Here is a 20473-nt window from a genome sequence, read left to right as displayed (position 1 = left end):
CGATCCATCGTAGGGTCGGCCACCGTGCCGACCTTACATGCGAATAACCCCATGGTTATGGGGTTGTTCGCCAGAACAAATTCACCGTGTGCCAATATAGGTATTGAGAAAGCCATCCGGATGCTTTATAGTGTAGCATTTAAAAACAGAGACAGCCTTTTCGGCCCGGCGTTCGCCATTACCTGAAAATCATCACCTAAGGCCTGCCGGCAGAGAGGCGAAACCATATCCAAAGCATTTTTAAGATTTTTTATGCCGATTTACGAATACACCGCATTAAACATCAAGGGCAAAAGCGTCTCGGATATCATTGATGCCGACAGCACGGCAGCGGCGCGGCAAAAGCTGCGCTCGGCAAATATCTATCCGATCTCGATTAAAGAGGTCTATGAGCGGGAGGTTAAAAGGGAAAGCCGGCTTTCCGCCTTTCTGACCAAGCCGCTCTCCGCCCGGGTGAAGCCCGCGGAATTGGCCATGATGACCCGGCAGCTGGCGACTCTTCTGGGCGCCGGCTTCCCGCTGGTTTCAGCCATCTACACCCTGATCCCGCAGGCCTCTTCCAACGCCTTTAAGCGGATCCTGTCCCAGATAAAGGATGCCATCGAGGAAGGCAGCAGTTTTGCCGAGGCCCTCGCCCTCTATCCGGATACGTTTTCACCCATATACATCAATATGGTTAAATCCGGTGAATCCTCGGGTACCCTGGAACTGGTGCTTCAGCGGCTGGCCGATATCAGCGAGCGGCAGCAGGCCTTGACCAACCGCATCCGCTCGGCCATGGCCTACCCGATACTGATGTTTATTATCGGCGTGATCGTGCTGTTTGTGCTGTTAACCTATATTGTGCCGAGCATCACAGCCATCTTTACCGATATGGGGCAAACCCTGCCGGCGCCCACCCGGTTTTTGATAGCCGCCAGCGAATTCATGAAAACCGGCTGGTGGATCGTGCTGCTCGGGGTGATCGTCGTCTTTGCGGGTTTTAAGCAGATTAAGAAAACCGATGCCGGTAAATACCGCATGGATCAATTCATTCTTAAACTCCCGGGCATCGGCAATCTGGTCCGCAAGCTGGCAGTGGGCCGGTTCTCCCGCACCCTGGGCACGCTCTTGGATAACGGGGTATCGCTTCTTGTTGCTTTAAAAATTGTTAAAAATGTGGTGGGCAACCGCCTGGTCGCAGATACCATAGAGTATGCGGCCAATGAGGTGGAAAAAGGCAACAGCCTGGCCCGGGCGCTGGCTGCCTCAAACATTTTTCCGCATATTTCCATCCAAATGGTTCAGGTGGGCGAGCAAAGCGGGGAGATGGAAAACATGCTGGGGAAAGTGGCGGATATTTATGAAAGCGAGGTGGAAAACACGATCCTAAGCCTCACCTCACTGCTTGAACCGGCCATTATTCTGGTCATGGGCGTAATCGTCGGGTTCATCGTGTTGTCCATCTGCCTGCCGATTTTTGAAATGAATCAATTGGTCCGATAGGCAGCAACTCTCTAAAATCGCCAGGTGAAGGCGATCTTTATGCCGGATCTCGCGGGTATAGCTGAGAAAGCCCCGCCCTGATGGGTTTCTTTCAAATTCTCTATATACTGATTGTAAGCGGATCGGTTAAATTTATGGGCGCTTGAGATCCCCCCATAAATGCTGCCTGCGTAAAACCCGGCGTCAATCAGGGCAAGCAGCCCGCCAAGCACCTCCAAATCATTGTCAAAGCTTTCATACGCCGCCCCCATTAGCGCCGCGTTTACCACAAACGCCACCGCCGCATCCTGATACCGGCCGGTGTACAGATACCCCCCGCCCGGGATAACCGAGAAGAGACCGGCCAGAAAGGGGCGCTTTTGCGGCAGGTCTTTAATCCGCGCCATGTCTTTTTGAAGCTCAGCCACTTGATAGTCGGTTTGGCGGTTTGGGGATATACGATTAAACCAGGTGCTGGCCTGGCCGATCCGGCCGGTTTCAATTGCAATCCAGCCAAGCCTGTAGCGGGCCCGGTCTTTAACCGCCGGCTGGTCTGTTTCTTTAATCAAATTGATCAACCCGCCGGCACCTTCATCCGGATTATTCATCTGCAGCTGGCAGCGGCTGATCTGAAATCTGGATTCAATGGCAAATTCATCGTCCGGGTAAGTTTCAATCGTTTTCTGGAAAGCATTGACCGCCTGGTCATATTTTTTAAGACGGAGATAAGAGATGCCAAGATGATAAGAAGCTCTGGCCGCCCGGGGATCGTTCGGATAAAAATAAAGGAACCGCTTCAATTCGATGATGGCAGTTTCATAATCCTTGTTTTCAAAATTAAACCAGGCATAGTCAAACAAGGCGTCTGCACCGGGAAGCGGTCGCAGCTTTTCTGACTGGTTCGCGTTTGCCCATAAGTCGCTGTGTCCGCAAAGGATTAGCGCCACTGTGACAATCAATGCCATGAGCAGACGCGGCGGGTATGGGTTTTTTTGAGCGGCCAATTCGGATTAAACCATCAGTTCTGGGTCACGCGCAGCACTTCTTCGATGGTGGTCACCCCGCTTAGCACTTTTCGGATGCCGTCCTGGAAAAGCGTTGTCATCCCCTGGTTGACGGCCTCTCGTTTAATCTGATGGGAATCATAATTTTTGAGTATCAGGTTCTGCAGGGAGCTTTTAAGCTCCATGATCTCATAGATCCCCACCCGGCCTTTATAGCCGCTGTGAAAGCACTTGGAACAGGCGCTGGCCCGGTATAAGACCAAATCTTCCGGCTGATCCGGGTTAAGCCCCATCTCTTTAATGGTGGCCTCATCCGCTGTATACGCTTCTTTGCACTCATTGCAGAGCACGCGGACCAGGCGCTGGGCAATGACCGCAATAACCGAGGAGGATATCAGAAACGGCTCAACCCCAAGATCCACCAGTCGGGTGATGGCACTGGCAGAGTCGTTGGTATGAAGGGTGGAAAAGACCAGATGGCCGGTTAATGCGGACTGTACGCCGATTTCCGCGGTTTCCAGATCCCGCATCTCCCCGATGAGTATGACATCCGGGTCCTGCCGGACAATGGAGCGAAGCCCCCGGGCAAAGGTGAGATCGATTTTCGGATTCACCTGAATTTGCCCCACGCCCTTTAACTGGTATTCCACCGGATCCTCAATGGTAATGATATTGATGTCCGGGGAGTTGATCCGGGACAGGACCGCATACAGCGTGGTGGTTTTGCCGCTTCCCGTTGGGCCGGTGACCAGGATAATCCCATGTGAATAACGGAGCATGCGTTTGACCTGGTCCAACTTCTCCTGGTCCAATCCAAGTTCCGGCAGTTTCAGCAGGGCGCTGGATTTATTGAGCAGCCGCAGCACGATCCGTTCCCCGTGGGTGATGGGAATACTGGAGACCCGGATATCAATGTCCTGATCCCCGATCTTTACCTCAAACCTGCCGTCCTGGGGCAGCCGCTTTTCGGCGATGTTCATTTTGGACATCACCTTGATTCTCGAAAGCAGCGCGGACTGCATCCATTTGGGCGGGGAAAGGAAATCATAAAGCACGCCGTCAACCCGGTAGCGGACCTTGAAGGTATTCTGATAGGGCTCGATGTGGATATCGCTGGCCCCCATTTTAACGGACTGGGATATGATGTGGTTGACCAGCTTGATAATCGGGGCATCACTTGTATCATCCAGGAGATCCGCGGTCTCTTCGATTTCACTGATGATTTCCGCACCGTTTTCCTCCATATCCGCCACCAGCTGCTGCGCGGTATCCCGGCTGCTGTCATAGGCCATGTTGATCAGCGACAATATGGTATCCCGGGCGGTTAAGACCAGCTGATAGTTGTCCAGCTCAAGAATCCGGACCAGGTCATCCACCGGCTGAAAGGCCGTCGGATCATTGATGGCGATAACGGTTGTCGGCTGCTCGTCCAAAGCTTCATCCGAAGCGGCATCAATGCCCAGACCGGTCAAGGGGCTCTGGCAGGCCAGGGGAATAAGGGTGAATTTTTTTAAAAACTGAATGGACACCTTGCGGGCAAACTCCATGTTGAACTCTTCAACCGGGAGGTGTGGCACGTACGGGATATCATAGAGCTTGCTGTAGGCCTCCAGGAGCTGGGGCTCCGAGACCACCTGCTTTTTAATCAGCGTCTCAGCCGGGGTTGCGGTCGGCTCTGCCTGCAGCTCCTCAATGGAGGCTTCAGAGACGCCGAAATCTTTTTGCAGAATTTCTGTTAAACGACTTGCGATCATTGGCGTTATTTTTTTTAAATGGTCTATTCAGCATTTTCCGGCTTGCGTTGGAGTTGCTCCGGTGCAAAGGGGTTGATGCGCTCATCATAGAGCTTTATTTTGCCTTCTTCAACTTTATCTTCAATATGCTTTTTCTTGCTGTCATAAATGGTTTTTGCATCCTCGGCGCCCTGCACCACGTGCGGAGTGAGAAAAACAAACAGGTTGGTTTCTTGATTCCCCTTGCCCATGGACTTAAACAGCCAGCCAATCACTGGAATGCTGCCCAGACAGGGCATCTTGTATTCGGTGGAGGACAGGCTTTCATCGATTAAGCCGCCCAGGACCACGGTATTTTTATCATCCACCACGACGGTGGTTTCAATGGTCCGTTTCAGTGTCGTCGGCTGAAACGTGGCGGTCGTGGATTCAAGGGTGTTCACCTCCTCTAAAATCTCAAGCCGGATTTGCCGGTTTTTGTTTATCTGGGGCGTAATTTCCAGGCTGATGCCCACATCCTTGTATTCAAAATTATTGAAATTGGTGTCCCCGGAGGCGGATTTGGTCAGAAAGGGCACGTTTTTACCCACCGTGATTTTGGCGGTTTCATTGTCGGTGGTCAACAACTGGGGGGTCTGGAGGATATTGACATCCTTATCTTTTCTATAAAGCTGGATAATTCCCTGGATGGTGGGAAACGATACATCCCCGACGGTAATGTTTTCCCCGAACACCCCCAAAGAAAAGCCCGGGGGCAGAGCTGATGCCGCGGAGGCAGTACCGGTGGCGGCGGCAGTGGTGGACAAATATCCAGGATCTCCGCCAATGGCCGCCCCCCCTGTAAAGCCGCCGCCATAGACACCCTCCTTATCCTGATGAGCGGCTTCACCGCCGACAATCCACTCAGTACCCATATTCAAAGACTTCTCTTTGTTGATTTCCATGATCAGCACTTCGATATAAACCATGGATCGCTGGATATCCAGTTGATCAATGATATTCTTGAGGGTCTGGTAATCATCTTTCTCTGCCCGGATAATCAGACTGTTGGTCGCTTTATCCGCTGAAATCTGGATATTCTGGGAGACGATCGGGGCTACCTTTTTACCCGGCTCCGCCTCTCCCCCGGATTTTGAGGGGAGTTCCTGAAGTACCTGTGCCAACTCCTCGGCTTTGGCGTGCTGGAGATAGACCACATGGATCCGCTCCTTGCCTTTGGGCATTTTTTTATCCAGCATGCCGATCAGTTTTTTCACCTGGTCGGTATCCCCCTCACTGGCCATCACCACAATTATGTTGGTGCGCTGGTCAGCCACCAGATTGATGGTCTGCTCCGGCCGCTTGCGCTGACGGCGCTGTTCATTAAAGACCGAATCAATGATTTTGACCAGCTCCTGGGCATCCGCATGCTCGACCGGAATCACTGAGATCTCCTTGCCAATGCCGGTGACATCAATGGCCTCAATAATTTTCATGAGCCGGGTAATATTGGAATACACGTCGGTGATGATCAGCATGTTGGTCGGCTCATAGGATAGCACGACGCTGCTTTTGGATACCAGGGGGGCACACAGCTGCTTAACGTCATTAGGATCGGCGTATCGGAGATGGATCAGCTGGGTGACGATTTTATCCTCGGGCGAGTCCATCTCCTCTTTCAGGCGGGTTTCAATATTCATGGTCCGTGCATAGGGGGATGGAATGATTTTGGTGACCTCGCCGGCATCCACGGTGGTATAGCCGTGGACCTCCAAAACCGATTCAAATACTTTGTAGGCCTCATCCACCGAAATTTTGGTCGGCGAAATAATGGTGACTTTGCCTTTGACCCGCTGATCGATCACGAAATTCCTGCCGGTCAGTTCACTGATGAACTTGATAAACACCTCGATATCCACGTCATTAAAGTCAATGGATACATACCGGCCCGATGCGGGGGCTTCAGAGCTGGCCTGCGAAGCCGCGGCATTTTCACCATTCTGTGCATATGCATCTAAAGAAACCGAAAAAAAGGAAATAAGCCCAACGCACCCGATAACGAATGCCATTTTTAGCAAATTCTGCATAACTGCTGCCCACTTTCCTCATTCATGATTGGCGGTTCTGACCATTAATTGATCTGATAGCTGATGCTTTTTTCCTGCCCCCGGCGTTCGATCTGCAGCTGCACAGAGGAGGAAGATTTCAGATTGTTATAAAATTTCAAGGCATCATCCACGGATTCGATCTCCTGGCCGTTGACGCCTTTGACGATATCTCCGCTTTTTAGGCCCAACTCATTGAAGATCGAATCGTTGCGGATATGGGTTAAAATCAACCCATTGGGTCTTCCGTTTTTAAAGTGGGGGCGCACCCGGACCTGCTGCATGAGCTGGTTGATGTTATTTAGCGCTGAGTTGATCTCATCTCTATCAATCATCACCCGATTACCGCCTGCATAGGAATAGGATTCACGGCCTCTGCTGTTTCGCGCCGTATCCATCCGATCCGTGGGGTCTTTCTCATCTTCCATAGCCAGGATTTCGTCCTCGCCGCTAACCCGCAGAACCACTTTTTTGCGCAGAATCATTTTAATGGTCGCATTCTGGATCGCATCCCCTTTATGGTACAGCCCCTGGCGGTTTTTGCTTTTATCCTCGATCACGGCATAGGCTTTTTCTCCAGTGCCGGTGACCGTGCCCCATAGTTTAAGGTTCAACTGGGTTTGTTTCAGCTTGTCCAGTTCAACCGCGTCGGTTTCAGGCTCAGCTTCAGGGGCTTCAATGGTTTTAAACAGATCCCGGTTAACGATTGCCCGATATTCGGAAAAATCCGGCTGGGCATTGCCGCCCCGGGAATGGCGGGCCTTTGTTCGGCCTGCGGAAAGGCTGCCATCGATGATTCCGGCACCTGCGCCGACCGTCAGCAGCTCCGCGGTCACCACCTGATAGAAGAGCTGGACCCCGAAATAAAGACCCAAAGTAAGGAGCCCGAGATTGATTAATATAAATATGCGTCTGATCATATATTTAATATGCGACTATCGAAGCGAAAAATTCGGCCGGTCAAGCGTGCCGGACAGACGAAACGGAATCCCCTTGTCCACAATATCGCGCTGGGATAACAGCTGTGACGGCACGGTTCGGCCCAGTTCCTTGATGAGGGAGGGATGCGGCTTGAGTGTGCCTTCCAGCTGAACTGTGCTTTGGGAAAGCGGGCGCCGCAGCCCTATGGTACCGTGGGCATTGCCGGATATCTGGTTGCCGTCAATCGTTATTTCTTCGATGGCAGCCTGGCGATTTTTAACTTCAATGACGCCCTTAACTTTGCCCAAGGGCAACTCCTGAATCCCGAAGAAAGAAGGCTTGAGTACCACCCGACATCCGGAAACAGTAACTTCCGCATGACCCTTGCCCCAAGGGCCGCCCTGGGTGCTGTATTTGATCTCCCCTTGAGCGGCGCCAAAAACCTGATGCGGGATCAGTTTTTTTAAGGGGTCAATCGCATTCATCTGAATGCCTTCAAAATCAATATCCGCAGAATATTGTGGTTTTGAAGCAGTTGCCACGGCGGCATCGCCGCTTAGCGTCCCCTGGTAGACCTCTCCTTTTAATCGAAAAGACTTGTCAGCGGCAAAAAGCGATAGGTACCGGGGCGTCACAATCATTTGACTGGCATTAAAAACCGGTCGGTTTTGAAGTGAAACATCCAGCTCGGAAAATTTAAGGCCGGGCGGCAGGCTGGGCGCAAGCGCACCGATGCCCACCGATAAGCCGGGGACACGCTTTTCCGCCTCTTGAATCAGATAGTCCCGGATCTCTCGGGACGGAAACAGCAGATACAAAAATGCGATCAGTATGATGAGCCCGTAGCCTATGTAGCCGATCCACTTTTTCATTTAAACATTCTTTTAATTGTATGATGCCCCAGCACGAATAATCCTTTAGTATCAGGTCTCTACGGTTTCCGCCTGCAGTACCGCATCGATCAGAGCGCTATCCCGCCCCGTCCGGGAAATGGAGAGGCGTTTTACCATCACCATATTCTCCGATGTTTCGACATTATAAAGATATTTTGTGAGATCCTTCAGGGAGATGCCCTGAAGCTCCATTTCCACACGGGACAGAGTCACGCCCGTCTCATCGTTTACTGTGGTCGAGGGCTTCATATAACTCACATGCTCCTTGATCCCGGTTTGCCCGGCCAGCCGGTCCATAAATGAGAACAGGGTAAAATTGGCCGGTCGTCTGTCGAACTGGGTCCGGGAGGCGGTGATCTTTTGCTGCAGCTCCTGATATTCGGCCCGAAGCTGCTGCATTTCGGAAAGTGTTTGCCGTTTGGCATCAAGTTTTCGCTGAAGCTCATCGCGTTTTTCAAACACCGGCATGATAATCAGCTGGACCAGGACAAATGCGGCAATGAACAGGCCAGCCCCGGAAACAATGATTTTTTCACGCTGGTTTAAGTTAATATTTATCATGGATCAAGACCCGTTTACCCGGATAGGTTTGAAGGCTCGGATATGCCCAGTTTAAGTTTGAACTGGATCCGATTGGCGGCTTTGTCCATGTTAGCCGAACTAATGGTGATTTCATCAAAATATTCGGAACGGGACAAGGCGCCCTTGATATCATCCACCGCATTAAAGGTGTCCGTATGTCCGGAGATTAAAATCGATCCGCCCCCTCTGACGAACCGGGTAATGATAACATCAATCGAAGAGGGGATCAGGCGGCTTAAATCGTTTAGGATATCAATATTCAAAACCTCTTCGTTTAGGCTGCCGGCGAACACATTTCTGCCTTTGGCCTGTCGAACCTTGACCTGCATTTGCTGAAGCGGGTCCACTATCCGCGATACCTCCGGAAATGTGGATTGAAAAATCTCGACAATCCGGCGATCCATCCGGTTGACCTGCTGGCTCAGATGCCGGGCCTGGAAGATTAGGCCATACATCCCGATGATCAAGACCAGTGCGGCAATAATGCCGGTTTTAACGATATCGGATTTATATTCCTCCCAATACCGGTAGAGGGCATAGCGCTCCTGAAAAAAGTTAAGCGCTGAAATCCGAAACAGATCAATGCTCACCAGGCATAGGGGATTATTGGCCTGATCCGTTAAGGCTCTCTCGCCGTCCATCTCCCATTGGAAGTTGAACTCGCCGATTTCCTCCATGCGGACCGGTTCGGTCCGGATATTGAGCTGTGTGCCGATGGTTTCCACGGCTTCCGCGTGGACCGGGCCATTGCCTGAGAAATAGGCGGCCCCGGGCTGAAACTCAAACCCGTAAATGTTTTCAAAGGCCACCAGAAATCGCCGGATATTGGTTTGAAGCGTGCGCAGGCGCTGTTTTTGGGTGACATTTCCGGTATATATGGACCGCACCAGATGAACCCGCTCGGATACCACCGCAAAGAGCGTGGTTGACGTCTCATCCATGTCCACATACAGAAAATTCTCCTCCTTTTTCTGGCGCGCGAGGCACTGGGCCACAGGAAAACCGCCCGGCATGATGATCTGGGGGCTCAGCCGAAAGGCATTCAATGCATCAAGTATAGGCTTAAGCTTTTCCTTTTCAACCGCTGCGGCGATCAGATCCGCGCCTTCGGCTTTGCGGACGGTTTGGAAATCAAGGATTACCTCGTCCAGCGGAAACGGCAGCAAGGGCTCGATCTCGAGCGGCAACACCTGCCGGATTTTACGATCTTCTTTAAAGGGCACCCGCAGGTTGCGATAGGATATCAGGGCGGGCGGCAGGGAGATTAAACACGTCGCCCCGCTTGCATCCAGCTTTTCGACAACCTGGGCAATGGCCGCATACCAGGGATTATCTTCAAGGGTATCCGCTCCCCCCGCGGCTTCAAGCGGAACATGGACGTGGCCTTCAATCACATTGCCCCTTAACCCGCTTTTGACCAAAAGCGCGGATATGGCGTGATCCCGGATGTCTATGGAAAGATACGGTCTGCTCATATAATTAAGATTTCAAGCAAAAACAAATATTTTAATATAAAGCGAAAAAGATATCGGCGCTTATCTTATGCGCCGCAATACGTTATGTCAAACCGATTTTCGCGCGCCTACAAAAAGCGCCAGCTTAACTGCCGGCAAACCCATCGGCCGCTTTCGCTTTCTTTCTGCCGTTCAACAATGACCCGGGCCGCCATGGTCATGCCGTGTAGTTCCCCCATGCACTCGATACGGTAAATATCGCTCTGGGTTGTAATCAAATCGGATTCAATTTCCAAATCACTGCATCCGGGCACCTGTTTGTACCAGTTCGGCTCGGATAATTCATGGAGGTATTCATCCCCCTCTTTTTCTTCCCGATAGGAGACAATTTCAGGGGCGAGAAACTCCCGGCCAGCCGGCAGTATGCCGGCAATCACCGGCATCTCAGCCGTATTGATATTGATTTTTCCCGGATAGGTAAACCCGTTATTGCCTTTTTCCATTCCATAGACGGTCATAAACTGGGCAATACCGGCCATGGCGTCTTCGGTACTGTAAAAGAGTTCCGGCGATATGTTTTTGATCCGCAGCAATTCATTGATGTGGCGGATCGGGCCGTTCCGGCAGGCATAGGGGGGATCAAGATCCCGGTAATGGTCATCCTCTGCGCCGGTTAAGCCGCTAATCGCATCGTCATCCTCCGAATCCAGCCAGTCTTTGACCGGATTGATGATCCCTGCCGGCTCGATCGGCTCGTTGAAAAAGGTTTCTTCGGATTCTTCCTGCTGCTCCAGCATCAGGGTGATAAACCGATACCAGAGCTTCTGCTGATTCTCATTGAACTCCCGGCCCTTGGGAAATTTCACCAGCGAATTCACCTGAATGCGGCTCAGTTCATCGCTGATGCGGATTGATAGCTCGCCCTTATCAAAGGCGAGCTGCGACAAATAGGCATCAATTTTTTCGGGATTCGCCCAGTCCTCCTGAACAGAGTCCACTTCCGTATCCTTTTTATCCCGCGAAAGAATGGTTTCCGCCATGGCAACCCCCGAACATATCATATGCCGCAAAGTGGCGCGATCCCTGAAAGCCGCGGAATCCGTCACCGCGCTGCGCACCTGGCGATTGAGCTCAAGGGAGATGGTGACCAGAAGCGTAATAATCGTCAACGTCACGATCAGGGCAATCCCTTTATTATGTCTGTTTGGGGCTTTCCCCATCAAGGGCCCTGCCTCCCCTCTTCCATTTTTTCCCGGTAAACCGGCAGACTAACCGCGGTCTTAAACGGATATTTGGTTTCGCCGTTTGATACCGTCAGTTGAATCTCCACGGAGCGGGGCGTGGCATATTTTCCCATATCTTCTTCAGAATCCCACTGCGCCTGGGATTCGCCCTCATTATCGTAGCAGACTACGGAAAACGCCTGAATGCCTTTACAGATGATCGGATCATCGTCCGTCTCTTCAAACCGGTCTTCCGTCTCATAGGGATAGGCCCGGTCCTTACGGCGGAGTACATACCCGGATTTCGGCGGTTCCAGCTCGTCCACATAATAAACAATTTCCGCTATACCGGTATTTTTATCCCTGCCCAGGGGTAAATGGGCGTTGCCGGCAAACCGGACGCGGGAAAAATTTTGCGTGCCCACCATTTCCTCCGTGCAAACAAACCGGTAGGGGTCCGGCGGGTCGTCAAAATCCGGCGGCTCATATAGGGGGGGCTGCTCCACGTAAATCGCCGAAAAATCGCTCACCATACGATCCAGGCAGTTGCGGGTCATCTCATAGAGGCCGCGGCCCTCATTGATGGCCTCATTTTTCGATACCACGGCGTTAAACGCCGAATAAATGGTGGTCATGACAACGGCGAAGATGAAAATGGCGATCAGGATTTCAAGCAGGGTAAACCCCTGTTGAGCGGGAAATGGGATTTTTTCCGAACGCTCCGCGGTTTGCCCTTTGATTCCGGATTTAGAGTTCATCGGCCTCCGCCGGCATGTATTCCCGGATGGAATAAGAATGCGCATCATCCATATACGAAACAATTACATCCACGCGGTTGAGCTTCATTTCCCGGGCCTCCTCAGTCTCAATTACGACCTCTTCAACCGCGGCCTTCCAGCTGTATCCGGAAAACGTTTCGTCAAAATTGCCGCTGCTGTTTAATTCAGCGGATTCCGGGTCCTGGCGGATTTCCGTCATTTTGGCCCCGGCCAGTTGCGGGGCGACGGTATAAAACCGAAAGGACTCATTCATGGAAATGGTCTGGCCCTGCATCCGAAGGACGCTGACCAGTACAATGGCGATAATGGCCAGCGCCACCATGACCTCCAGAAGGGTAAATCCCCTGGCGGATTTCGGCGGGCAGTATTCAGAATTCCACATGATCTTCATGAATCTGCACCTGGAGAAGAAATGGTTGAATTTCATATGTGAACCGGTTGGCTTCCGCATTCTCCACATGGATCATCGCATGATCGGAATAGCCCTTTTTGTAGAATCGGATCTCGGCCACGCCGCTGCTTTCTCTCTGATCCCCCCGGTATTGGACATCAAGCAGCCGGTATCCATCCGGCATCTGAAATTCATTTTGTTTGCTCTCTGCCATTTCCGCCAGTTCATCCATCTCCGGCATATCCGCCGACGCCGGCGCATCCACTGAGGTCCAGAATTTATGGTTATCAAAATCCACATGAAGAATGTGGCGGGTCTGCTGCCTGACCGCATTTTCCTTTAATGTTTTAACCGTGAGCACAAGCCACTTGGACACCTCCCGCTTGTCTGAGGACAAGAGGTTGGTGTTTAAGCGCGGAACGGCGAAAAACATCATGGTACCGATCAAGGTGATCACCACGATCAGCTCAATAAGGGTAAATCCCTTTTTATTTCGATACGCTGTGGGACGAAATGGGATGCAGTGCGTCAATGGATACTTACAAGAAATGTTAAAGAGTGGCTGCGGATACGCTATTCGATCTCCCAGCTTTTGATGTCTTTGTTTTCATCTTCCCCGCCGGGTTCGCCGTCTGCGCCATAGGAAATAATATCATAATCCCCATGGCTGCCGGGGCTTAAATAGATATAGTCATTGCCCCAGGGGTCACTGGCAATTTTGCCTTTCTCAATGTAGCCGCCTTTCCGCCAGTTTTCCGCCGCTTTTCCGGTATCCGGCGGCTTAACCAGGGCCTCCAGGCCCTGCTCAGTGGTGGGATACCGGCCGTTATCAAGCTTATAGAGCTTTAAGGCGGTTTCCAGGCCCTGAATGTCCACGCGGGCCTTCACCTGCTTGGCCTGCTCTTCCCGGCCGACAAGCTTGGGCGCCACATAAACCGCCAGGATGCTCAGAATAACGATAACCACCATCAACTCGATCAGCGTAAAACCAGCTTGTTTTTTAACCTGGCCGGGCGTTCTTAAGGATAATGGGTTAAGAAGTGGTGTTTTGAAATTTGATTTCATAGTCCCTCAATTTATATTTAGCTTATGAGGCTTTATTACCCAAACAGATGCCTCTGTTCAAGTCTTTTCATACAGAAGTCAGGTTCCTGTTTGAAGGATTTTTGATATTTTGTCAAGATAAGTATAATTAAGGAAACAGGACATGCCGCAGCAAAACCACTTCAATATCATCAAACGTCTGCGGCTCAGGCATCTGCCACGGCCCGCACATAAAAGCGGCACGTCCGGTCCTGGCTGTCCACATACCCCATTTCCGTATGTACATACCAGGCCGCGGTAAAAGACTTTTTGTCCGAACTCCAGAGCCGGTTTTTCTGGTTGTCAAAAATCGGTGGCTGGCAAAAGTCGCCCAGCACGGTCTTCGGCTCGAGCAGGGTGAGCAGTTCATCCACTGTAGGCAGCCGCCATCTGTCAATTCCACCGAAATCCTTCTTATTTAAACGATCTATATATGCCTGGGCGCTATACCAGTCCAGTGGATAAGGGCTGCCGGAGGGCTGCCAGATTAGCCCCATGGCATTATCCAGCACCCTATGGGCATCAAGTTTTTGAAACTTTCCGGTCATCTGGGCGGCCGGCCGGTGCCGGGCATCTAGCCCGAAAACCGATAGCGCCCTATTCCCCCGGACTTTTAAGGGGGCTTTACGTGGAGACTGGCTGGCGGCGGGCTTTTGATAGGCGGATTCAGGCGGCGTCCACTGGCAGGTCTGTTCGATGGTTTTTTGCCATTTGGCAAAGGCGTCAGTTATCGCCACCCGCATTTCCGCACAATTCTGAAACCGCCTGGCCGGATCTGCATCAATTCCTCTGCTCAGCACTTCATCCCACACATCGCCCAGCAGGGGATTGACGCTGGACGGGGGTGCAGGTTCATCGAATTCCGGCGGGAGCGTGCCGGTCAGCATCCGCCAGGCCATAACCGCCGCGCTGTAAAGATCCGCCCGTTCATCGGCCTGATCCGGATTCCTCTCCTGTTCCGGCGGGGCGTAATACGGGGTCCCGATTTTAAATGTTTCCGGCAGATCTTTCACTTCGCCTCTTAGCCGCGACAAGCCAAGATCGATGATTTTGACCCGGTCATCGTCGGTTAAGAGAATATTATAGGGCTTGATATCCCGATGGATAATCCCGGCTTCGTGCAGGCGGTCAAGACCGGCCAGGGTCTGATCCATGTACCGGGTGGCCCGCTCGGGCGACAGCAGTCGGGTCGGCTGTTCAATATCATAGGTCTCGCCGATAAGGTCGCCAAGGTTCATGCACAGGTATTCCATGACAAAGAAGGGGCGGCCGGATTCATCATAGTCAAAATCAAGCAGCCCTGCCACATGGGGATGATTAATATTTGCCAGCACCTGTGCTTCGGTAAAAAACAGGTTATCGATCTGCTCTTTTCCGAGCAGCTGCTGCATATGCTCATGCGGAGTTAGATGTTTTAAGGCGACGATTTTTTCGACTTCCGGCAGCACTGCCTTATACACCCGCCCCATACCGCCTTTTCCCAAAAGCCCCTTGATCTGATACTTGCCGATAGTCCTCATCGCCTGTCGATACCCAGCTAATATTTTGCATTTCCAATGTTTATATGATATTAGCATACCCCTTGCATGGGGTTCAAAATAAAAATGTAATTAAAATATAATTTCAGAAAAATAGAGAGCTAAACTTTAAGTAAAATCTTAAATTTAAATTATAAATTATTGTTATAAAAGTTTATATTGAAATATTTTTTATGCCTGAAATTTCAGTAAATTCTGATTGCCCAATGGAAATGGCGGCTTTTTCAGCCCCAACGCGGACTGCATTAAAGGCGGAATTGGAAAAATTTTTTCAATCAAATGCCTTTGATTTCGAAGCCATTCGAAAAGCTGCGCGGTTTTCCCGGAATGCGTTTTCCGAAAAAGCCCCTTGCCGTTTGACCCTGGTGTTTGACCCGAAAACCGATATTCCGGCAGTAAAGGAAAGCATCTGGTATCATCTGGATAACACGCATGCGGCCCATTGGAACGAGAAACAGATTTATTTTGCTGAAACCGAAAAATGCGGAAAGCTCGGGTGGGTCTTTCCCGGTCAGGGCAGTCAGTACCTGAAAATGGGGGCGGACCTGGTCAACTGGATGCCCGAATCCGGTGAGATCCTGGAGCAGGCGGACATGGCGTTTGGCCAACAAGATAAATTATCCCGAATGATTTTTCCCGGGCCTGCTGAGGACAAGGCGGAGAGAAACCTTCAGGAAAACCGGCTGCGACAGACAGACGCGGCCCAGCCTGCGATCGGCGCGGTCAGCCTGGTCATGTGTTCCGCCTTGGGCCGGTTTTCCGTGTTTCCGAATGCTACCTGCGGACACAGCTACGGGGAATTGACGGCTCTTCATGCGGCCAGGCGTATTAGCCGCGAAGATTTTTTCAAGCTTTCGGTGGCCCGGGGCAGATTCATGGCTGAGGCGGGCGAGCAGGCCGGCGATCCCGGCGCGATGATGGCGGTTAAAGCCCCGATTGATGAAATTCCTGAACTGATTGCCGAACATGGTTTGGATATTGTTCTGGCTAACCGGAACAGCCCGGACCAGGGGGTTGTTTCCGGGCCTACCGCGGATATCGAAAAAATGGCCGAAGTTTTTAAGGCCCGGCATATCCGCGCCATCAAGCTGCCGGTGGCCGCTGCATTTCACAGCCGCCTGGTGGAATCCGCCGCCCATCCCTTTCAAGACACGCTTGAGCCCATTTCCTTTTTGAATTCGTCCATCCCGGTTTATTCAAACACCACCGGCCGGCCCTACCCGGCGGACGGGGCATCCGCCAAAGCGCTTCTGGGCCGGCATTTGATGAATCCGGTTCATTTTATCGATGATATCGAGGCCATGTATGCCGAGGGGGTGGATACCTTTATCGAGGTCGGCCCGAAAGCCGTGCTCACCGGTCTGGTCCGGTCCGTTTTAAAGGGCCGCGATCATACGGCCATCGCGCTTGACGCCTCTTCCGGGAGAAAATCCGGGGTCAGGGATCTCGCCGCGACCCTGGCCCAATTGGCGGCCTTCGGTCATTTTGTGGATTTGACCGCCTGGGATGGCTAAGGTCAGGTTTCAGGTTTCAGTGTTCAGGTTTCAGGAATGGCTCTACCGACTTTCCTTTCTGACACCTGAAACCTGAACACTTTACCCTGTACCACTTAATTGGCCGCTCCGGCCCCGCAGAACGGACAATAATTAAATTCTTCCATTGCCACGGGTTTATGGCAGGTATTGCAGATATTGGGCGCCGGACCCAGCTCAACCAGGAGTTCACCTTCGGTGACCGGCACCATTTTTTTATTCTCTTTGTAGTTTGCGGTTTTCAGCACCCGCTTCACCACCCCGTCCACAGGGGCTGTCACCGTTTTTTCCTGTTTCATAATCGAAATATTAAATATTTCCTCACCGGCTTTCACAAAATCTCCGGCGCTGACATACATGACCCAAAGATCCCCGTTACTGGGTGAGGCCACATGATAGGAATTCTTGGGGTCAGCCATCTCGAGCGACGCTGAATCATCTGCTTCCCGGGTCTTCACCTGGATCTGACAGGTAAATATTTCAGAGTCCAAAAGATACCGAACAACACTTACCCCGCTTTTTCGAGGCGCGGAAATATCGAGAATCTGCATTTTATGCGGTTTGCCCTGACTGTCCGTAAACTGAAGCTCCTGCTTGCGCTCCAGCCCCTCAAACCAAACATCCAGAGGAATCTGATTGGGATCCCCGTATTTTTTCTGAAACTCAATGGTTTTGATGGCATCTCCCGGATGGTTGAGATAGAGGACGAACTCCTCTTCCGTGGGCATCCGGCCGATATGCGCCCGCAGGCTCTCATATTCGGCATCAAAATCCATATCCGTGATAAACTCCAGCGGAGAGGCTTCGGTCCGGTTCTCCAAAGCCCATTGATAGTCCGCGCCGAACGCGCTCTGGTACACCCATTCCGGCGGAAATCCCAGCGGGAGTTTCCCGTATTTGCCCAGCAAAAGATCCCGGAAAGCATCGTTGCTGTCCTGGTAAAGTTTTAACCGGTCCCACAGGATCTCATCGGAGAGCTCCGCCTCCGGAACCTGGAACACGGTTTCCAGAACATCCAGAATATGCTGCACATGCCGCTCCCCGCCCCGCTTATACGCGCCGGTGACCGCCAGGAAAGCGGTGTTCCAGGTGATCTGAGAGCCGGGGGTGACGTCGTGATACCGGACAATTTTCCGGGTCCCGGCCAGAAAGCGCAGCATATAGGGCAGAAGTCTGATATACCCCTGTTTCATGGCCCCTTCCTGGGAAGATGAAGTGGCCCCGCCCGGCATCCCGTGCTCCACCACATCATAGTCAATCCCCTGAAAGTACGGGGAGCAGTAGCGATCGTAGTACGGCATGATCTGCTTTAGGAGAAATCCGCATTCCCGGATCATATCCTTGTTCAAATGGGTTTTCACACCCAGTTCATCCTCAATATAGGCGGCAGTGGAGAGCACCTCGCCCTGGCCGTACCACCTGACAGAGGCGCCTATGGCGGTATCCACGATATGCGCGCCGGCGGCGGCCGCCGCGCCCACAGCCGGGACAAACAGCCCATCCGTGTAATGCCTGTGATAATGCAGGATGAGATCCGGATATTTTTTACGCAAAGCCCCCACCAATTCGCGCATGAACCGGGGCGGGCAGACGCCTGCCATATCCTTTAGGCCCAGGATAATCCGTCGGGTGACCGTTCGGGTATCCACTCCGGCGATATCTGCAACCATCCGCAGAATGTCTTCAGTTACGGTCAGATACCGGTCCACGGTAAAGCCGTCCGTGTAGGACAGGGATATGGCGGGCTCAAAAATGTTGCGCGAGGAGTTTAGCGCAATTTCCGCGAACGGCCGCATGTTTTCAATATGGTTTAAAAAGTCAAAACACCGCACCACATCATAGTGCTCACAGATCATCTCTCCGGTCTTTGCCATCATGGCCCTGGACTGCGGCCGGTACCCCAAAACATTGGTGGATCGGATAAGGATCTGCTTCAGGGTATGGGGGGCGAACTGATTCCATTCTTTGGCCTCGGTGAACGGATAAGTCATATTGGCGAGCATGGCCACATGGAAATGGGCCCCGCCCCCGTTTTCCAGGGAAAAGAAGCCGCAGCCGTCTAAATACGGCCCGATCATCCGGTCCTCGGCCAAGCGGAACCGGTTGCCGCTGTTGGATTGAGTGATATCCCGGGTGGTGGTATCGGTAAAGTGAATATAATCGGAATCGCGAACGAAGTCCAGAATGGCATCCCGGTCGCCGCGGGGGTAGCGATAGGATTCCGGAACCGGTTTCTGCCGCGGGGTCACCACCTCCACCCGGCCGAGGCGTTTATCCGAAATGCCCCGGTATTCGCCTAAGCCCACAAAAGGGTTGTACCCGCGGGCGGAGATTTCCGCCACCAGCCGGGAAAGGCGCAGGGCTTCAGGCTCCTGGTCGGTGTAATACATCAGCTCCGGGCTCTGCTCGATGAAGCGGGTGTCAAATTCGCCGGCCACAAATTGCGGGTGCTTTAAGATCTGGCGGTGAAACGGAATCGTGGTCTTTACCCCGCCGATCATGTACTCACGAAGTGCCCTCTGCATGAGCTTGACAGTTTTGATCCATGAGTTGCCGTAGGAAATCAGCAGCGATGCGGCGGAATCATACTGGGATGGAAACTCATAACCTTCGGATAAGCAGGAATCCAGGCGCACGCCCTGCCCGCCGGGCGAGACATACCGGGTAATCATGCCCGCATTCGGGGCAAAGCCGTTCTGGGGATCCTCGCAGTTAATGCGGACTTGCAGGGCATGCTGAAACGGTATGGTGTCGGCCTCAGAGAGCCGGAGCTCTGCGCCGAACGCGATGGCCACCTGCTCTTCTACCAGATCGATGCCGTATCGGCATTCGGTGATACCATGCTCCACCTGAAGCCGGGTATTGACCTCGATTAAATAGGGGTTTGCGTCTGCATCAATCAGAAATTCCACTGTTGCCAGAGAATAATAACCCACCGCGGAAATGAGCTTTTTGGCATAGGATTTCAGCCGCTCCCTTAAACCGTCCGTCATTTTTGACCAGGGCGAAGGCGTGATCTCCACGAGCTTCTGATGCCGTCGCTGAACCGTGCAGTCACGCTCGTCAAAGGCAAATACATGGCCGTAATGATCGGCGATCACCTGGATTTCAATATGCCGGACCGAGGTCAAATATTTTTCCACATAGAGGCGGGGGTTGCCGAATGAGGCCTCAGCCATGACCGAGGCTTTATTAAAAGCGGATTCAAGCTGGTCCTCTGAGTAAATCTCATAAATCCCCCGGCCGCCGCCGCCGCCTTCGGCTTTAAGCATAATCGGAAAACCGATCTGACGGGCCACCTCCCCTGCCTCCGGGATGGTGACCGCGGTTTCCGAGCCGGGAACAACCGGAATGCCCAACTCCTGGGCAACCTTGCGCACGGACACCTTGTTGCCCAAAATTTTCATGGGCTCAGCCGGCGGACCGATAAAAGTGATGCCGGCTGCTTCGCATTTGGCCGGGAAATTATCATTTTCCGCGATAAACCCCCAGCCCGGATGGATGCCTATAGCTCCTCGCTCTTTGGCCCTTCTAATAATTAAATCCATATCCAGATAGGCATTGGGATCTTCTCCAAGCAGGAGCAGCTCATGCGCGCCTAAGGTGGATGGCGAAGTTTTGTCCACATCCGTGGCCGTCATAATGGCCACTGCTTCCAGGCATTCCGAAATGGATCGGCTGATACGGCGCGCCGGGATGCCCCGGTTGGCGATCAGGATCGGTTTGCCTTCAATTTCCTGCCGAATGTCCTCAAATGTTTTGGGGCACATGTCATCACATCCTTAAATGAAA

At 52.3% G+C, this 20473-nt stretch carries 16 protein-coding genes; 2 read left to right on the top strand and 14 right to left on the bottom strand.

The features are described 5' to 3' along the window. Positions 1-252 precede the first annotated feature (252 nt). Positions 253-1485: a type II secretion system inner membrane protein GspF gene (gspF, locus tag U5L07_02340; GenBank protein MDZ7830572.1), complete on the top strand. Its 1233-nt coding sequence runs from the start codon at positions 253-255 to the stop codon at positions 1483-1485. Between the two features lie 11 nt (positions 1486-1496). Here gspF and U5L07_02335 read toward each other — a convergent pair whose 3' ends face one another. The 13 genes from U5L07_02335 to U5L07_02275 all read right to left on the bottom strand — a co-directional run bounded on the left by U5L07_02335 (position 1497) and on the right by U5L07_02275 (position 15131). Further along, positions 1497-2429: a tetratricopeptide repeat protein gene (locus U5L07_02335; GenBank protein ID MDZ7830571.1), complete on the bottom strand. Its 933-nt coding sequence runs from the start codon at positions 2427-2429 to the stop codon at positions 1497-1499. A gap of 53 nt (positions 2430-2482) precedes the next feature. Further along, entirely contained in the window at positions 2483-4222 is a 1740-nt protein-coding gene (gspE, locus tag U5L07_02330; protein MDZ7830570.1) for a type II secretion system ATPase GspE, read from the bottom strand. A gap of 23 nt (positions 4223-4245) precedes the next feature. After that, a complete protein-coding gene (gene gspD, locus U5L07_02325; protein MDZ7830569.1) occupies positions 4246-6267 on the bottom strand; it encodes a type II secretion system secretin GspD in 2022 nt (673 codons plus the stop codon). A 44-nt stretch (positions 6268-6311) separates the two neighbouring features. Next, a complete protein-coding gene (gene gspC, locus U5L07_02320) occupies positions 6312-7205 on the bottom strand; it encodes a type II secretion system protein GspC (GenBank protein MDZ7830568.1) in 894 nt (297 codons plus the stop codon). Between the two features lie 15 nt (positions 7206-7220). Next, positions 7221-8078 (bottom strand): type II secretion system protein GspN, encoded by an 858-nt coding sequence (gene gspN, locus U5L07_02315; GenBank protein MDZ7830567.1) that lies wholly within the window; start codon positions 8076-8078, stop codon positions 7221-7223. 51 nt (positions 8079-8129) lie between these two features. Next, positions 8130-8660 carry a type II secretion system protein GspM gene (gene gspM / locus U5L07_02310; protein ID MDZ7830566.1) on the bottom strand — a complete coding sequence of 177 codons (531 nt, stop codon included), beginning with the start codon at positions 8658-8660 and terminating at the stop codon, positions 8130-8132. A 14-nt stretch (positions 8661-8674) separates the two neighbouring features. Next, on the bottom strand, positions 8675-10156 hold the full coding sequence (gspL, locus tag U5L07_02305) for a type II secretion system protein GspL (GenBank protein MDZ7830565.1): 1482 nt from the start codon (positions 10154-10156) through the stop codon (positions 8675-8677). A gap of 107 nt (positions 10157-10263) precedes the next feature. Continuing rightward, positions 10264-11355 (bottom strand): type II secretion system protein GspK, encoded by a 1092-nt coding sequence (locus tag U5L07_02300; GenBank protein ID MDZ7830564.1) that lies wholly within the window; start codon positions 11353-11355, stop codon positions 10264-10266. Further along, complete coding sequence (locus U5L07_02295; protein ID MDZ7830563.1) at positions 11355-12116, bottom strand: prepilin-type N-terminal cleavage/methylation domain-containing protein; 762 nt, start codon at positions 12114-12116, stop codon at positions 11355-11357. The genes U5L07_02300 and U5L07_02295 overlap by 1 nt, the downstream gene beginning before the upstream one ends. Next, positions 12106-12528: a type II secretion system minor pseudopilin GspI gene (gspI, locus tag U5L07_02290; GenBank protein ID MDZ7830562.1), complete on the bottom strand. Its 423-nt coding sequence runs from the start codon at positions 12526-12528 to the stop codon at positions 12106-12108. Before gspI ends, U5L07_02295 begins: the two co-directional genes overlap by 11 nt. Next, on the bottom strand, positions 12506-13060 hold the full coding sequence (locus U5L07_02285; protein MDZ7830561.1) for a type II secretion system protein: 555 nt from the start codon (positions 13058-13060) through the stop codon (positions 12506-12508). Before U5L07_02285 ends, gspI begins: the two co-directional genes overlap by 23 nt. A 41-nt stretch (positions 13061-13101) precedes the next feature. Next, positions 13102-13593, bottom strand: coding sequence for a type II secretion system major pseudopilin GspG (gene gspG / locus U5L07_02280; GenBank protein MDZ7830560.1), 492 nt, complete (start codon positions 13591-13593; stop codon positions 13102-13104). 185 nt (positions 13594-13778) lie between these two features. Next, positions 13779-15131: a protein kinase gene (locus U5L07_02275; protein MDZ7830559.1), complete on the bottom strand. Its 1353-nt coding sequence runs from the start codon at positions 15129-15131 to the stop codon at positions 13779-13781. Between the two features lie 275 nt (positions 15132-15406). Here U5L07_02275 and U5L07_02270 point away from each other — a divergent pair, with 275 nt between their 5' ends. Further along, on the top strand, positions 15407-16663 hold the full coding sequence (locus tag U5L07_02270) for an ACP S-malonyltransferase (protein ID MDZ7830558.1): 1257 nt from the start codon (positions 15407-15409) through the stop codon (positions 16661-16663). Positions 16664-16758: 95 nt separating this feature from the next. On the opposite strand, the gene U5L07_02265 is transcribed toward U5L07_02270, so the two are convergent. Beyond that, a complete protein-coding gene (locus U5L07_02265) occupies positions 16759-20451 on the bottom strand; it encodes a pyruvate carboxylase (GenBank protein MDZ7830557.1) in 3693 nt (1230 codons plus the stop codon). Positions 20452-20473: the final 22 nt, after the last annotated feature.

Source organism: Desulfobacterales bacterium (assembly GCA_034520365.1).
GTDB lineage: Bacteria > Desulfobacterota > Desulfobacteria > Desulfobacterales > Desulfosalsimonadaceae > M55B175.
Note: the sequence above shows the minus strand (reverse complement) of the source record. Positions and strands in the feature narration are given on the sequence as shown.

Excerpts from the sequence above, each read along its gene's own strand:
- gspF (MDZ7830572.1), top strand. The coding sequence starts at position 253 with ATGCCGATTTACGAATACACCGCATTAAACATCAAGGGCAAAAGCGTC.
- U5L07_02335 (MDZ7830571.1), bottom strand. The coding sequence starts at position 2,429 with ATGGCATTGATTGTCACAGTGGCGCTAATCCTTTGCGGACACAGCGAC.
- gspE (MDZ7830570.1), bottom strand. The coding sequence starts at position 4,222 with ATGATCGCAAGTCGTTTAACAGAAATTCTGCAAAAAGATTTCGGCGTC.
- gspD (MDZ7830569.1), bottom strand. The coding sequence starts at position 6,267 with ATGCAGAATTTGCTAAAAATGGCATTCGTTATCGGGTGCGTTGGGCTT.
- gspC (MDZ7830568.1), bottom strand. The coding sequence starts at position 7,205 with ATGATCAGACGCATATTTATATTAATCAATCTCGGGCTCCTTACTTTG.
- gspN (MDZ7830567.1), bottom strand. The coding sequence starts at position 8,078 with ATGAAAAAGTGGATCGGCTACATAGGCTACGGGCTCATCATACTGATC.
- gspM (MDZ7830566.1), bottom strand. The coding sequence starts at position 8,660 with ATGATAAATATTAACTTAAACCAGCGTGAAAAAATCATTGTTTCCGGG.
- gspL (MDZ7830565.1), bottom strand. The coding sequence starts at position 10,156 with ATGAGCAGACCGTATCTTTCCATAGACATCCGGGATCACGCCATATCC.
- U5L07_02300 (MDZ7830564.1), bottom strand. The coding sequence starts at position 11,355 with ATGGGGAAAGCCCCAAACAGACATAATAAAGGGATTGCCCTGATCGTG.
- U5L07_02295 (MDZ7830563.1), bottom strand. The coding sequence starts at position 12,116 with ATGAACTCTAAATCCGGAATCAAAGGGCAAACCGCGGAGCGTTCGGAA.
- gspI (MDZ7830562.1), bottom strand. The coding sequence starts at position 12,528 with ATGAAGATCATGTGGAATTCTGAATACTGCCCGCCGAAATCCGCCAGG.
- gspG (MDZ7830560.1), bottom strand. The coding sequence starts at position 13,593 with ATGAAATCAAATTTCAAAACACCACTTCTTAACCCATTATCCTTAAGA.
- U5L07_02275 (MDZ7830559.1), bottom strand. The coding sequence starts at position 15,131 with ATGAGGACTATCGGCAAGTATCAGATCAAGGGGCTTTTGGGAAAAGGC.
- U5L07_02265 (MDZ7830557.1), bottom strand. The coding sequence starts at position 20,451 with ATGTGCCCCAAAACATTTGAGGACATTCGGCAGGAAATTGAAGGCAAA.